This window comes from Bacillus sp. z60-11 (assembly GCF_046464135.1).
Classification (GTDB): domain Bacteria; phylum Bacillota; class Bacilli; order Bacillales; family Bacillaceae; genus Bacillus; species Bacillus sonorensis_A.
The window spans coordinates 89,135-103,601 of sequence record NZ_JBIYSN010000005.1; the positions used below are offsets into that span (position 1 = coordinate 89,135).

Consider the following 14,467-nt stretch of genomic DNA (forward strand, 5'->3'; position numbering starts at 1 on the left):
CAGCCAGGCTTGCAGGAGACATATCCTGCAAGCCTACGGCTGTGTGTACATATCGTAAAGGAGCTGTGTCATGAAACATTTCGTTATTTGCTGCTTATCGGTTATATTCGTTTATTTCGCCCACTTTCTCGGGATCTCGATTCTGTTTCATCTGTCGGGCGCATTTTACCAAACGGTCGGGTCCCTGCTAATGTTTACCCTTTTTTATATCGTGCTGACCTTCGTCATGGAACCGGCCGAAAAGCTGCTCATCCAGAGCATTCAATTATTGCGCTTCAATCGAAGGATCACGTTTTTTGCCGCCGAAATGATCACAATCGGCTGTTTATGGGCCGCCATTTATACAGCGGACGAATTGCTGGACGACGTTCTGCTGACGACTTCGGCGGAAATCATGATTGCCGTTTCCTTTTTTACAATCGATAAAATCCTTTATCCGCGGCAGAGGTCCGGTTCGCTCTCATATTGACGATCCATTCTAAACCGCATGATAAAGTTTTCTTCATCGCAGGAATCAATATTCTGACAAACTTTATCATTTGCATGAATGTTATAAACTGAATATACAGTGATGAAAAGGAGGTTTTCGTTGATGGAAACAATTCGTTTCAGACAGGACATGTCGATGAAAGAAATCGGCGAACAAGTGCAAAGCTATGTGGATGCCCATTGGAAACAAACGCTTGAAGATCATCGGGACGAATTCTTAAAAGCGTTTCCCGAATTGGAGGATGCGACTTACGGACTTTACTTGGATAAACTGCTTCCGCCTGTATTTGCAAGTCTCGAACAGTCCGGCTTTACAATGATTCAAACCGCGAAAAAAGGCGATTTTTTCATTGGGAAAGGACTGAATTTCAGACAATCCATGGAAAAATGGGGAGCTGAAAACTGCCGCTCCAGAGTGTTTTGGACGGTCATCGGTGATCAGCAACAACATCCGGTCGGCACGCTGCTGTTTGATTTCTATCACTCCCATGCCGGATTTGATGTACCTCTCGCCCCGAAGATTGACACATTAGAAGAAACGGCCAGAGAACCGATTGTCGCAGCCATCAAACAGATCAAACAGACCTAATGTCCAAAATGAAAAAATATGTTATATTGAGGAAAATGGAGCATATTTTCAGGAGGGGAAAGGTTTGAGAATCATTTTATCAATATTTGCCGCCGTGTTTGCGGGTCAAGTAATACTCGCAATCTTAAACAAAGAATGGCTTGCTTCTGTTTTCTTCCTCAAATTCCTTTTGTCGTTCGCTGCTGTATGTGCTTTGGTTTTCATTTTTAGAAAGCTCGTCAAATATAAGCTGTAGCCGCCGGGTCATCCGGCGTTTTTTTGTGTACAAAAATATCACTGCAACCAAAAGAATGGGAAATCCGTTATATATAAGACAAAATAATCAATTTAAGGAGAAGCATAATGAGAATATTGGAAATATTATTAACTCTCTCCGCTTTTCTGCTGTTCTTTCAGCAAAAGATGCCGAAAAAATGGGCGTTTCCACTCGCCGTGGCCAGCATCGGTCTCTTAGCCGGACAGCTCGTTTTCGAAGGCTATAGATGGCAAATGGTGTTTGTTTATTTGATTGCCCTTTTCCTCTCGCTCACTGTGTTTTTTGGTAAAAAGCTGCGCATGAGCATGTGGAAGCCGTTAAGATACGGTTTGTCTTTTCTCATGTTCGCCCTGCTGCTCCTCTCTGTCTTTCTGGCTGTTTATCTCCCTGTGTTTCACCTGCCGAAGCCTGACGGCGCATATGCGGTTGGGACGAAAACATTTCATTTGGTCGATCAGAACAGAGATGAAGTGCTGACGAAAGATCCCGATGACAAAAGAGAGCTGATGATTCAGGTCTGGTATCCGGCACAACAGCAGAATGGCGAAAAGCTACAGCCCCTCTTCCCTGAAGATCGTTTTTTCGATCAGTATATCGGAAATTTCGCTGAGCAATTACACGTGCCTGCATTTGCTTTGGACTATTGGCGCTACATTCGAACCAACTCATATGATAATGCTGAAATCTCCTCATCGGAAAATCGTTATCCGGTTGTCGTGATCAGCCACGGATTCGGAACAAGCCGGCTGCTGCACGCTTCACAAGCCGAGAATCTGGCCAGCCACGGATTTATCGCAGTCGCGATTGATCATACATACAGCACGATGGCGACCGCTTTTCCCGACGGACGGGTCACAGGCTTAACAACGGAACAATACATGAACGGTGTTTCCGAGAACAGCGCAAAGCTCGGAAACATTTGGACGCAGGACGCCGAATTTGTCATCGATCAGTTAAAGAACTTGAACGGCAGAAGCTTCAAAGGAAAAATCGATCTCGACAACATCGGCATGATGGGACATTCATTTGGCGGAGCCACCGCTTTTAACACCGCTTATTCGAATCAAAACATTAAAGCCGGAATCAATATGGACGGGTCGCTTTACAATATAGGCGATAAACAAGCCGTTTCAAAACCGTTTTTGTTTATGGAATCAAGCAGTTTTATCACGATAAGGAACAAGGCTCTGAGCGGCAATATATCCGAGGAAGAAATCAAAAATTCGGGGTTAACGAAAGAAGCGTTTCACAACATGATTGAGGAAAGAAAAAAGGAATACAGCATCATCGACAACGCATCAATGGTATATATAAAAGGAACGGAGCATTACAATTTCACCGACTTTCAGCTATTTTCAAAGGTTTTGAAATGGATCGGCATGACGGGAGAAATCGATGGCGGACGAGGCGCAGACATCGTCAATCAGTATGTTTTGGATTTTTTTAATAAGCATTTAAAAGGAGTCGGCGGGGATTTGCTCAAGAAGCCGAATCCGTCATATCCGGAGGTGAAGTTTCCGAAAAAATAAACCTAAATTTACGGGATAGGCGCCGCCAGTGAAAGCGGCACCTTCTCTCATTAACATCAATGCCCTGATTGCCTGCTCCTATCTTCAACGCAATGGCTGCATCAGATTCAGTCGTATAACCAGAACCTGTTTAGCCCGAATAACAGGTTTCGGCTCCGCTTCATACGTAGTGTCGTGAAAGTTAGCGGAGGTCAGCTACAAATGTTGTCACGCTTTGAGCTGGAAGATGAGCCCAAAAATGATTGCCTGTTACATTGAGATTCGTTCCAGGCTGAAGATTGGTGCTGCTGCTCGTTATCCATCTGGAAACCTGTGAAACAGCGCCATTCTGCAGAACAAAGTTTTGATTGACCCCTGAGTTGTTTTTGTTAATGGCAACAATAACGACTTTGTTGTTACCTTTATAGGCAGATACGTAAACGTTTGTATCAGGGTTCTTCGTTGCATCAACCCTTACATAGCCGGGGCGAACAAATTTTGAGAAATGAGCCATATTGTAACCGCGTTTGCTGATCGTGCCGTCCTCTTTCATAGGACCGTATGATCTGCGGATGTACCACCAAACATAGGCTTGAAAATCCCCCTCTACCATCGCATTGTGAATATGGTAGGAGACATCCAATGCCTCTGGCCAGCGATCCGCAGAGTTGTTGTCACTGTTCGGATAGTATACTTCCGTCATCCAAAGATCTTTTCCCGCGCCTTTTTGTTTGAACAGAGGATAAGCGAAATTGCTAAGCTGTGTACCATAAAGATGTGCGCCAAGAATATCCATATTGGCAAGCGCCTGCGGATCGTTCAAAATCGGGTCCGACATATTTTTCAAGTATTGAAATGACTCAGGCGCGATGACACGGGTATTAATCGAGCCGGCATTTTCTCTCATAAAGCGGAGCATTTCTTGCGGCGTCCACCACGTCCAATCATGTGCGTAATCGGGCTCGTTTTGTACGGAAATCGCATACAGATTCACACCATGATTCTTCATATAGGTAACGAAATCGTTAAGATGCTGCGCGTATGCGGCATACTTATCGTATCTCAGCCGTTTAGCGGATGTGTCACCATTACGATTGAAGGTCTCAACCATATCGCTTGGAGGATTCCAGGGGGAAGCAAAAACGATTGCTCCATGTTGAATCGCACTCTTTGCCGTCTCCACTTCTCTGTGCCAATTATTTCTGTTTTCATCCACATGAATTCTTAAGATTGAAAATCCTAACTGATTCCCTCCATTACCAAAAGCGGTTTCTCTTTGAGCTGCTGTCAGATCCCCAATCCAAGCCGGGTGGTTCATTCCTCCAAAACCGCGAATCACTTGTTTTTCTGCTGATAAATTAACTTTCGCGTCACTGGCTGCTAAAACTTCAGCAGCGGCCGGCCCGGTTAACATGAGCGACAGCATCGTTACATATGCCAACAATACACAAATACATTTTTTCACACGCTTTCATCCTCTCATAAACAACATATTCTCCATAAAACGATGTCTTTTGAAACTTCGTTTTCGGTTGCGGTATATGACTCTTTCACTGCAGCCGAAAGTTTTTCTCACCTCTGAAACCGCCTTTTTGCCGGCACCGGTGCTAATTTTGTGTAAACTGCCAGTAATCAAAATTAAACAAGTTGCCTGAACTGTTTCCGGTAAATACAAAGTAGACGTTGTGAACACCGGTCGCGCCGCTTACAGCAGTTTCGACTTCTCTCCAGGTTTGCGTTCCTCCTGTTGAAGGTACATTCAGCGTTCCCACAAGCTTTCCGGTCACACTGTCAAGACGCACTTCAATTTCCCCGCCTACAGCGGATGCCACATTTGCTTTAAACGTCCTGGCTCCGCGCGCGCCGAAGTCGGCATTTCCTACAGCGATCCAGTCTCCGTTATGAATGCTTGTGATGTTTTGATTATTTACCGGCCCACCAGATGCTGAAGATTTCTCTGCCAAAATGCGTCCATTCCAGGCAAACGTTTCAGCTTCTATCCGGTTATATGGATTCAGATTGGCAAGCTGTCCTACACCTTTATAATTTGCTGCAACCTCTTGAATGGACCCATCCAGATTATGCACCAGCTTATTAATATGGGGAGAACGGTATCCTTTGCCGGCTCCGAACAAAGCGAAACTGACAGTTTGAGCATGGTACACCACATACCACTCATTTTTAAAATTGAAAACTGCATGATGGTTGTTACCCCCGGCTCCAAAGTATGCACCCGGATTTTTCAGAAAATGCCCTTGATACGTAAAAGGACCCATTGGGCTTGAGCTGGTCATGTAACCGATTTCACCCGGAAGTATATCGGCCGGGTGCGCACCGCTGAAATTGATGCAATAGGAATAGTAATATTTCCCGTTATACTTATGCATTCCCGAGTCTTCAAACATGAAAGGCGCATCAATCACAGACGCGCTTCCAACAACGCTGGTCATATCGGCCCCCAATTTGATGACTCGTGCTGTTTTAGGATTTGCCCATTGATCCTGTGTTGGATTTGAACCGCCAGGGATGCCTCCGCCGGCATACAGATAACCTTGGCTATCGTCATCTACGAACACTGCCGGATCAAAAAGCCAAACAACGCCGTTCATTCCTGGTGTACTCGTTGTAACCAACGCTTTTCCGATCGGATCTGTCCACGGCCCGGTCGGGCTGTCTGCGGTGAGAACCCCGATGCCTCCGCCGCCGTTTGCAAAGTAAAGGAAGAATTTATCCTTACCATTTATCTTTTTAACTGCGACTGACGGGGCCCAGGACGCGCCTGCCCATTTCGCAATCCCCCGGCCTCCATTGATGCCATTGGCACCCGCTACCGGAATGGCTCCGTGGTCTGTCCAATTCACCATATCCGCTGAAGATATGACGAACACTTTGTTCAAATTGGCGAATGAATTATCCTTAATCGTTCCGTCGCTGTTATATTCATAATCATCACTGGACATATAGATGTAGACTCTTCCGTTATAGGTCAGCACAAAGGGATCCGCTCCTAAATGATGGTCTATTAGCGGATTTGAATTTCCTACATGCTTTGCAATGGTAGTGCTGGCAGCAAGTGCAGACTTCCCAGGTATACAGCTTATGAATAGCGCCAGAACCAATAAACATGCACTGCACTTCATTTTCATAACCAACATCCTCCTTTTATCTATAAAATCAGGTGAGTTGCTGATTTTTCCGGCGGCAGCCCCTGTCTTTGGAAAGTGTGATCCGGATTTGGGGCGATTTCTGATCTTGAAGCGGCTTCTTTCAGAGCTCCATTCCTTCGCGAAGCCGAGCATAAGTCTCTTCCGGAAGAACGCGTTCTGAATCTTGGCCGTCTTCAATCAACCGCAGTAACCTGACCGGTGATTTATCTGCCGGCGCTTTGCTCTTCTTTCTCACATCCCCTCCTGCAGTTCATATTTAATAACCGACTTAAAGTTTTTGACCACCGTTCTGTCATAAGTGTTAGTCATACAAACTTTTACATTTAACACCTTCAAAAACTTACCATAATTTTTTTAGCTTATTAAGTGTCTTTTATCATTTCTTTTTCACAAATCTAAAAATTAATTCTTATGAACTAATTTCATTTTATTTAAAAGAAAACAGGACAAAGGTTTGTTTTGTAAACATCCGTATGTTGAGTAGAAGTGGTTCATAATCGCGGAAAGAAAAAGGAGTATAAGAACATCGCCAAAGCGTCAACGGTTTGATTGAATGAGCGGAGCGAAACAGATACTGGATTAGAGGATGATGATATCAATTACACAGAATATTATGCAGTTGCCTTTAGAGTGAATAACATTATATCCCACCCTACTAATAACGAAGGCAGTGTATATGATTGGTTAAGTCAAGGGGAAAGCTCCTTGGTTGAGATCTCTCTTTATGATGATCCGCCAAATATAATTTTAGTAGATGGTCAGACAGTATGGGAATTGGACATTAATGAATACCTATAGACGAGTTAAATTTTAAAAAGCTGAGCCCTCGTGAAAGAGGGCCTTTTTGTATTATTTCAATAGTGATTCAAGTTTTGCCTTTGTCTTTGGAACGTAAATGCCGTCAGGAGACAGCCCGTGCATCAGCTAGAACCGTTTGACCGTCTTAGCCGTCTTCGGCCCGTAAAAGCCATCAATACCGTTATTTTTGGCGCCTAGTAATAAAGGGCAGCCAGCGCCTCCTAAATCTGTAGGACGGGTTTATTGCCGGACATGTATGGTGATTTTTTCTGTTTGATGATTCAGCGATCAATTCAGCGGCATTTTAAACCGTTTCACTGTGAATCTCGCCGTCTTTTCGACATACATTTCAACGCTGATCGGCAAAGCTGCCGTCCATTGTCTGTCAATTGTCTCTTTATGAATGTTCCTGATATATCTTGGTGTAATGTCTGTGCAGGGAATGTTGAAAATCTCTTACAATATGGAAAACGTCCTTGAATTTTCTCATGGCATGAGCCCGGCGTCCTCCAGCAGTATCATTCATATGTTCATGAAGCCGTTCACCGCTCTTACACAAACATAAAAAATCCCCAAAAAACAAAAAAACCACCATCATATGTATGGTGGAGACGGTGGGAGTCGAACCCACGTCCAGAAACGTCGATTGCTTCAGCGTCTACGAGCGTAGCCCTGCATATTTGGATTCGCTCATCTTCGTGCCTGCGGGCGGGCCCTCAGAGAGCTAGTCTGATGGGTCTCTTCCTGCGCTCTCAGACGGAAGCGCAAGCGTAGCCTACTTCGTTATGGGCTCTTAACCGGCACATAGGCGATGCGGGCAAGAGCTCGCTGCGCTATATTAGGCAGCTAGTGCTAAGTTCTGGTTATTAGATTTGCCAGTTATATTTAGGTGCGTGTTTACGAGATCGCCTCTCGGCTCGCAACTCAAGCTCGATCCATCCCTGTCGAATCCGTAACGTCCCCTTGTGAAGGATGTCGGAAAAACTGGCTGTATTCCTATTATATCAAGATTACACATCAATTCAAATGGTAATCTTTGTGACCGCGTTTATATAGAATAACATGGCCAGAGGCTTAGATCAAGCCTTTTTGACGGTCGCGGAACGCCCGTTCAATTTCTCGTTTGGCGTCTTTGCGCTTCAAGTCCTCGCGCTTGTCAAATTTCTTCTTCCCTTTTCCAAGGCCGAGCAGCACTTTGGCAAAGCCGTTTTTTAAATAAAGCTTAAGCGGTACAAGCGAATAGCCCTGTTCTTTTGTGAGACCGATCAGCTTGTTGATCTGCTTTCTGTGCATCAAAAGCTTCCTCGTCCGCAAAGGATCATGGTTGTAGCGGTTTCCCTGCTCGTACGGGCTGATATGCATATTGTGAAGGAACACTTCTCCCCTCTCAATTTTGGCGAACGCGTCCTTTAAATTGACGCGGCCGGCGCGGATCGATTTGATTTCGGTCCCTTGAAGCACAATGCCTGTTTCATATGTTTCTTCTATAAAATAATCGTGGTTTGCTTTTTTATTTTGGGAAACAACCTTCCCTTCTCCCTTTGGCATACGGCAACCTCCTCCCGCCTGAAGTCTTTCATTTTCGAAAAGGCGGCGAATACGTTTTATTCTACCAAATGAACGCCTTTCTTACAATTTCGCCGCCCCTTTTGTGACGCGTGCCGGGATTATTTTTTCTTTTTCTTTCTTTTCTGCTTCGGTGCGTTTTGGAAACCGCGTTTTTTCTTTACTTTTTTCTTTTTCGGCTTTGTGAACCATTCCCCTTTGTCAGAAGCAGGCGCCGTCTTTTTGGAATCTTTCCCCTTCTGTTTGCCTTCAGGTTTCGGCCTGCGGCGCGATCCTTTCATTCCGACGATTTCAAAGTCGATGTTCCGTTCGTCCTTATTGACGTCGACGACGCGGACCGTAATCTCGTCGCCGATCCGGTAGACATTGCCCGTCCTTTCTCCGATCATCGCGTAATGCTGTTCATCATAGCGGTAGAAATCATCCGTCATAAAGCTGACATGGACCAGTCCTTCAATCGTATTCGGAAGCTCGACAAACATGCCGAAGTTCGTGACCGAACTGATCATGCCGTCAAATTCCTCACCGATCTTATCCATCATATATTCCGCTTTTTTCAGGTCGTCAGTTTCCCGCTCCGCGTCGACGGCATTGCGTTCCATATTTGACGTATGCTCGGCAATATCCGGAAGCTTCTCCGCCCATTTTTCCCTTGTTGCTTCATCGGTCTTGCCCTGAATCAAGTATGTCCTGATCAGCCTGTGGACGATCAAATCAGGATAGCGGCGAATCGGCGATGTAAAGTGGGTGTAAAATTCAGTTGACAACCCGAAGTGGCCGAGGCTTTGCGGGTCATATTTCGCCTGTTTCATCGACCTGAGCATCACCGTAGAAATGACGGCTTCTTCCGGGCGGTCTCTCACTTCATCGAGCACGTTCTGGAGCGCCTTCGGATGGATGCTGCCGGCCGTCCCTTTGACCACATAGCCAAATGTGGCGACAAACTCCAAAAATCTCTGCAGCTTCTCCTGATCCGGGTCCTCGTGAATCCGGTAAATAAACGGCACGTTCATCCAATGAAAGTGCTCAGCGACCGTTTCATTGGCCACAAGCATAAACTCTTCAATCAGCTTTTCCGCCGTTGACCTCTCTCTGATCACGACGTCTTTCGCCTTGCCTTCCTCATCGACAAGAACCTTCGCTTCCTTAAAATCAAAATCGACGGCTCCGCGGTTCATCCGCTTGTCGCGTAAAATGGCGGCAAGCTCTTCCATATCTTTAAACAGCGGCACAAGAGCTTCATATTTTTGCTTCAGCTCTTCATCATCATCAACTAAAATTTTGTTGACGTCCGAATATGTCATCCGTTCAGTCGTCTTAATCACGCTTTGAAAAATATCATGCTTTACGACTTGTCCTTGGCCGTTAATTTCCATTTCACACGACATCGTCAAGCGGTCGACTTTCGGATTTAAAGAGCAGATGCCGTTCGAGAGCCGATGCGGGATCATCGGAATGACCCTGTCGACCAAATAAACGCTCGTTCCCCGTTCATACGCCTCTTGATCAATCGGCGATCCTTCTGTTACATAGTGACTGACATCGGCAATGTGAACGCCGAGTTTATAATGCCCGTTCTCAAGTTTTGTAACGGTAACGGCGTCATCGAGATCTTTGGCATCCGCGCCATCGATCGTGACGATCGTTTGATCGCGCAAATCGCGTCTATTCTGAAGATCCTTTTCATCGATCGTTTCCGGTGTGGCGCCGGCCTGTTCCAACGCTTCCCTCGGAAATTCCCCGGGAAGACCGTGTTTATGAATGATCGATAGGATATCAATACCGGGATCGTTTTTATGGCCGAGAATTTCAACGACTTCCCCCTCGGCGCTCATCCGTCCTTCAGGGTAGCTTGTCAGGCGGACGACGACCTTATGGCCCTCGACAGCGCCGTTTTTGGCGTGTTTCGGAATAAAGATGTCGTTTGTGATTTTTTTATCGTCCGGAATGACAAACCCGAAATTTCTCGTCTCCGTATACGTACCGACGATTTTCTGAACGTTCCGCTCAATGATGCGGATGACAGAGCCTTCTTTTTTTGTGCCTCCGGTTGCCGTGCTCATGCGGACGAGCACCGTATCTCCGTTCATCGCCGTATTCAGCTCGGAAGGCGGAATAAAGACGTCATCAAGCGCGGCGTCTTCAGGAAGGAGAAACGCAAAGCCCTTGGCGTGCGCCGAAATCTTTCCTTTGATTAAATTCATTTTTTCCGGCAATCCGTACCGGTTGCTTCTCGTTCGGACGACAAGCCCTTTTTCTTCAAGGCTCACCAATGCCTTGACAAGCTCTTTATATTCATCTGCATCTGTAATCTCAAGCATCTCCTCCAGTTCCTGAACTGTCAGAGGTTTATATGCTTCTTCCTTCATAAAGGAAAGAAGCTTATCCATAAATTCTTCTTTTTCCACTAACCAGACCTCCTTAAGGCTGCCAATCCAACGTTTCTAAAAATTGATACACATCTTCGTGCAATGTTTCACGCTCTTTATCCAAAGTGATGGCATGCCCTGATTCTTCATACCATTTCAGTTTTTTATCATCCGTCTCGACTTCATTGTAGATGATGTTTGCGCTGTCCGTATTGATCATATGATCATGGCGGGCCTGCACTACAAACGTCGGCGAGTAGATCATGTCTACATGATGTCTGACATCGGCGATAAGCTCCTGTAAAGCCTTTAATGTGTTCATCGGCGTTTTTTTGAATTCTTCCATTTCGGCGTCAATCTGTTCCGGTGTTTTGCCTTCAAATTTTTTATAATTGCGGGCATAATCAAGCACACCTTGATACATCGTCTCTTCGCTTTTGATATACATCGGCGCGCACATTGGAACAATTCCCCTTACGGGTACAGTGTAACCCAATTTCAGAGAAAAAACCCCTCCGAGAGACAGTCCGCAAGCCGCTATTTGTTCATATCCTTCCGATTTCAAATATTCGTAACCGTCCATGACGTCTTTCCACCAGTCTTCAGGGCCTGTGGAAAGAAGTTCTTCCGGCGGGACGCCGTGTCCTTGATATTGAGGAGCGTGGCACGTATAGCCCCTTTCATTTAAATATCTCCCGAGCATTCTCACATCTGCTGTGTTTCCCGTAAATCCGTGCAGCAGCAGGACGGCTTTTTTTCCGCCTTTAAATGTGAAAGGTTGTGGTTTGACGATTTTCATGATTCACTGTCTCCTTTTCATATGTATTCTTCCACGTTTGATCTGGAAACAAACTTAATAAATAGAACCGGCCGCAAGACAGAGGCCGGCAAATAGGAAAAAGGCCTGACTTCAACATCAGACCTCATGCTTCATTGTCTTATACAAAGTAAGCAAGCGCAATCGTTAAGAAAAAGAAAAGCACGGTTAAAACAACCGTAATCCGGTGAAGAATTAAATCCAATCCTCTTGCTTTCTGCTTTCCAAAAAGCTGCTCGGCTCCTCCGGAAATCGCGCCCGATAATCCTGCGCTTTTGCTGGATTGCAGCAGCACGACAACGATAAGTGCAACGCAAACAATCACTAATAAGACCGTTAAAAATGCGGTCATTTCCTACACCTCCAGGCAAACTGGCTGACAATAGTTTTATTTTACATGAAAACGAAGTTGCTGTCACGGGCTGAATCGACCGTCTTGTTTATTTTTTGCCAGCCCCGGAAAGGCGTATACACACATGATTGGAAAGGCTCCGCTTTAATTCAATATGCAGCATGGTGTTTCTGTTTCAAGACCTCCTTCATCTCTTGCAAAAGCATCTCTGCACCGCGGGGACTGAGCACGATCTTGCCGCCCGCGTACGTTTTGTTCTGCGTCGTGATTTCCCCTGTCATCAGGCAGGCCATGTTGGCGGCGTATTTTGTCAAAATGATGCTTTCACCTTCACTGTATATTTCCAGCGGGTCCTTTTCATTGATGTTCAGCACCTTCCGCATTTCCACCGGGAGCACCACCCTTCCAAGCTCATCGATTCTCCGGACAATTCCCGTATTTTTCATAATTTGTGCGGCCTCCTTTTTTCCTTGTTTCATTGACTTTTGTCAACATCTTTGTAATAGAAGAGATCTTCGAATTTTTTGTTGAAATACTGAATCATTTTTCCAATGACAAGCTGACCCGGCCTCCTTTCCCCATTAAGGACTCTGCTAAGTGTTGCCGGGGATACACCGATTTCAATGGCAAGCTGATTTAAGGAAAGATTATGCTCAACCATATACTGAAGAACAAAATCTCTCCTGATATGAATCTTTTTTACCATTATGACTCCCCTTCCTTTTGTTTTATATTTCTTTTTATCTATATCAACCATAATTGATATGTTAACTTTTGTCAATACTTTTATCATCCATATGTTTCCTGTAGTCAATATTCATACTAAAATATTGAATATAAGAGATTGTGAGGTTTTGAAGATGACGGATTTTGGAAGTCGATTGAGGGAGTTAAGGGAGCGGAAAAAGCTGACTGTCAATCAGCTCGCGATGTATTCCGGCGTCAGTTCCGCCGGCATTTCAAGAATCGAAAACGGCCACCGCGGTGTACCGAAGCCGGCGACGATCAGAAAGCTGGCCGACGCCTTGAAAATTCCGTATGAGGAGCTGATGGCATCAGCCGGCTATATCAGCGCGGCCGCCGTCAATGAGTCAAGAAGCGGCTACGATACCATCAACAACATCGTTTCTCAATATCAGCTTGAGAACCTTTCATTATTTGACGCGGAAAAATGGAGGCTTCTGTCAAAGGCTGACATCGAGAACCTCGAGAAATATTTCAATTTTCTCGTGCAGGAAGCACGCAGACGGAACAACTCCTGATTCCAGCTCCCTCCGCTTTTCCTCTTGTAAGCCTGTACACTTTTCTTGCTGCTATTTTATACCTTATGTTAACTTTTGTCAATATTTTTCCACCTGAACTGTTTCCTTTAGTCAACATTTGTATTAAAATGTTACATAACACGATGACGGCGAGGTGATGGTGATGAAAACAACATTCGGCGAGCAGTTGAAAGAGCTGCGCGAACAAAGAGGATTGTCGGTCAATCAGCTTGCGATGTACGCCGGGGTGAGCGCCGCGACCATTTCCAGAATCGAAAACGGGCATCGCGGAGTGCCGAAGCCGGCGACGATCAGAAAGTTGGCCGCTGCCTTGAAGATCCCATATGAACAGCTGATGGACATCGCCGGTTATATGGCGCCGGGGGAAATCTGTGAAGAGCAGCCGGAGTACCTCACCATATATGATATTGCGGCAAAACACGACGCGGAAGACCTGTGGCTGTTTGACGCGCGCAAATGGGACAGCTTGTCACGAGAAGATATATTAAATCTTGAGCAGTATTTTCACTTTTTGGTGAGTGAAGCCGAGAAGCGGAAATCATAAAAAGCCCGAGTTTCCTTTAAACAGAAACTCGGGCTTTTATTTTTCTAGACACCATCTGGATTCGGCGCTTGGCCTTTGCGGTTTTTGACCGGGCTCAAGACGCCCTCGAGCCATCCCATAATCAGGTCGGCGATGACAGCCATCAGCGCGGTCGGAATCGCGCCCGCCAGGATAATCGCTGTTCCGTTCGTCGCGTTTGACCCTCTGACGATGATGTCGCCGAGACCGCCGGCGCCGATGAAGGTTCCGATCGCGGTAATGCCGATCGCGATCACCAAAGCGGTTCTGAGACCCGCCATAATGACGGATAATGCCAGGGGAAGCTCGACCATCCGCAGCACTTGAAACTTCGTCATCCCCATCGCTTTTCCCGATTCGAGATAGGCGTGCTCAATGCTGACGATTCCCGTATACGTATTTCTGATGATCGGCAAGAGCGAATACAAAAACAATGAAAGGATGACCGTGTTCGCCCCGAGGCCCATCACGAGCATGAGGACGGCAAGCATCGCCAATGCCGGAATCGTCTGGATCACATTTGTAATGGAAAAGATCCATCTGCTCGCCTTTCTGTATCTGGCGATGAAAATCCCGATCGGAATCCCGACGATCGCCGCAAACAAGACGCCGTAGGCCGACATGAGAAAATGGCGGTAAAATTCGTGCAGCACATAGCCGCCGTTTTGCGCATAGTACGTCCAAAGCTGTTTCAGCATTTCCATTTCAATC

The 14,467-nt window shown here is 45.9% G+C and carries 16 protein-coding genes, 1 other RNA gene and 2 pseudogenes; 7 read left to right on the plus strand and 12 right to left on the minus strand.

What is annotated here, in order from left to right:
* Positions 1-70: 70 nt before the first annotated feature.
* The 4 genes from ACINLD_RS15085 (at position 71) to ACINLD_RS15100 (ending at position 2,863) form a co-directional block, all read left to right on the plus strand.
* Positions 71-469 (plus strand): YrvL family regulatory protein, encoded by a 399-nt coding sequence (locus ACINLD_RS15085; RefSeq protein WP_026588793.1) that lies wholly within the window; start codon positions 71-73, stop codon positions 467-469.
* Positions 470-592: 123 nt separating this feature from the next.
* The gene (locus ACINLD_RS15090) at positions 593-1,078 is read left to right on the plus strand and encodes a DUF6022 family protein (protein ID WP_026588794.1); all 486 of its coding nucleotides are present in this window, start codon (positions 593-595) and stop codon (positions 1,076-1,078) included.
* A gap of 64 nt (positions 1,079-1,142) precedes the next feature.
* On the plus strand, positions 1,143-1,313 hold the full coding sequence (locus ACINLD_RS15095) for a hypothetical protein (protein ID WP_163170545.1): 171 nt from the start codon (positions 1,143-1,145) through the stop codon (positions 1,311-1,313).
* Positions 1,314-1,420: 107 nt separating this feature from the next.
* Positions 1,421-2,863, plus strand: coding sequence for an alpha/beta hydrolase family protein (locus ACINLD_RS15100; protein ID WP_410207055.1), 1,443 nt, complete (start codon positions 1,421-1,423; stop codon positions 2,861-2,863).
* 181 nt (positions 2,864-3,044) lie between these two features.
* Here the strand turns inward: ACINLD_RS15100 and ACINLD_RS15105 are convergent, their stop codons facing one another.
* The 3 genes from ACINLD_RS15105 to ACINLD_RS15115 form a co-directional block, all read right to left on the minus strand.
* Positions 3,045-4,268, minus strand: a complete 1,224-nt coding sequence (locus tag ACINLD_RS15105) for a glucuronoxylanase (RefSeq protein ID WP_051290454.1) — start codon at positions 4,266-4,268, stop codon at positions 3,045-3,047.
* A gap of 181 nt (positions 4,269-4,449) precedes the next feature.
* A complete protein-coding gene (locus ACINLD_RS15110; protein ID WP_409444296.1) occupies positions 4,450-5,988 on the minus strand; it encodes a glycoside hydrolase family 43 protein in 1,539 nt (512 codons plus the stop codon).
* Between the two features lie 121 nt (positions 5,989-6,109).
* Positions 6,110-6,244, minus strand: coding sequence for a hypothetical protein (locus ACINLD_RS15115; RefSeq protein ID WP_256860191.1), 135 nt, complete (start codon positions 6,242-6,244; stop codon positions 6,110-6,112).
* A 329-nt stretch (positions 6,245-6,573) separates the two neighbouring features.
* Between ACINLD_RS15115 and ACINLD_RS15120 the strand changes: the two are divergent.
* A pseudogene (locus ACINLD_RS15120) lies at positions 6,574-6,807 on the plus strand (hypothetical protein); the annotation flags it as partial.
* 51 nt (positions 6,808-6,858) lie between these two features.
* Here ACINLD_RS15120 and ACINLD_RS15125 read toward each other — a convergent pair.
* The 8 genes and pseudogenes from ACINLD_RS15125 to ACINLD_RS15160 all read right to left on the minus strand — a co-directional run.
* A pseudogene (locus ACINLD_RS15125) lies at positions 6,859-7,002 on the minus strand (peptidoglycan-binding domain-containing protein); the annotation flags it as partial.
* Positions 7,003-7,410: 408 nt separating this feature from the next.
* Positions 7,411-7,770, minus strand: a transfer-messenger RNA (tmRNA) gene (ssrA, locus tag ACINLD_RS15130).
* Between the two features lie 111 nt (positions 7,771-7,881).
* Positions 7,882-8,355, minus strand: coding sequence for an SsrA-binding protein (gene smpB, locus ACINLD_RS15135; RefSeq protein WP_026588798.1), 474 nt, complete (start codon positions 8,353-8,355; stop codon positions 7,882-7,884).
* Between the two features lie 119 nt (positions 8,356-8,474).
* Positions 8,475-10,781: a ribonuclease R gene (rnr, locus tag ACINLD_RS15140; RefSeq protein WP_026588799.1), complete on the minus strand. Its 2,307-nt coding sequence runs from the start codon at positions 10,779-10,781 to the stop codon at positions 8,475-8,477.
* A 13-nt stretch (positions 10,782-10,794) separates the two neighbouring features.
* Positions 10,795-11,541, minus strand: a complete 747-nt coding sequence (locus ACINLD_RS15145; protein ID WP_409444298.1) for an alpha/beta hydrolase — start codon at positions 11,539-11,541, stop codon at positions 10,795-10,797.
* A gap of 139 nt (positions 11,542-11,680) precedes the next feature.
* The gene (gene secG / locus ACINLD_RS15150; RefSeq protein WP_026588801.1) at positions 11,681-11,911 is read right to left on the minus strand and encodes a preprotein translocase subunit SecG; all 231 of its coding nucleotides are present in this window, start codon (positions 11,909-11,911) and stop codon (positions 11,681-11,683) included.
* 149 nt (positions 11,912-12,060) lie between these two features.
* Complete coding sequence (locus ACINLD_RS15155) at positions 12,061-12,357, minus strand: AbrB/MazE/SpoVT family DNA-binding domain-containing protein (RefSeq protein WP_026588802.1); 297 nt, start codon at positions 12,355-12,357, stop codon at positions 12,061-12,063.
* 29 nt (positions 12,358-12,386) lie between these two features.
* Entirely contained in the window at positions 12,387-12,620 is a 234-nt protein-coding gene (locus ACINLD_RS15160; protein ID WP_142246090.1) for a helix-turn-helix domain-containing protein, read from the minus strand.
* Between the two features lie 151 nt (positions 12,621-12,771).
* Here ACINLD_RS15160 and ACINLD_RS15165 point away from each other — a divergent pair, with 151 nt between their 5' ends.
* Together ACINLD_RS15165 and ACINLD_RS15170 are read left to right on the plus strand one after the other, a co-directional pair.
* Positions 12,772-13,173 (plus strand): transcriptional regulator, encoded by a 402-nt coding sequence (locus ACINLD_RS15165; protein WP_026588804.1) that lies wholly within the window; start codon positions 12,772-12,774, stop codon positions 13,171-13,173.
* 163 nt (positions 13,174-13,336) lie between these two features.
* Entirely contained in the window at positions 13,337-13,738 is a 402-nt protein-coding gene (locus ACINLD_RS15170) for a helix-turn-helix domain-containing protein (RefSeq protein ID WP_026588805.1), read from the plus strand.
* Between the two features lie 44 nt (positions 13,739-13,782).
* On the opposite strand, the gene ACINLD_RS15175 is transcribed toward ACINLD_RS15170, so the two are convergent.
* Positions 13,783-14,460: an ABC transporter permease gene (locus tag ACINLD_RS15175; protein WP_026588806.1), complete on the minus strand. Its 678-nt coding sequence runs from the start codon at positions 14,458-14,460 to the stop codon at positions 13,783-13,785.
* Between the last annotated feature and the right edge of the window lie 7 nt (positions 14,461-14,467).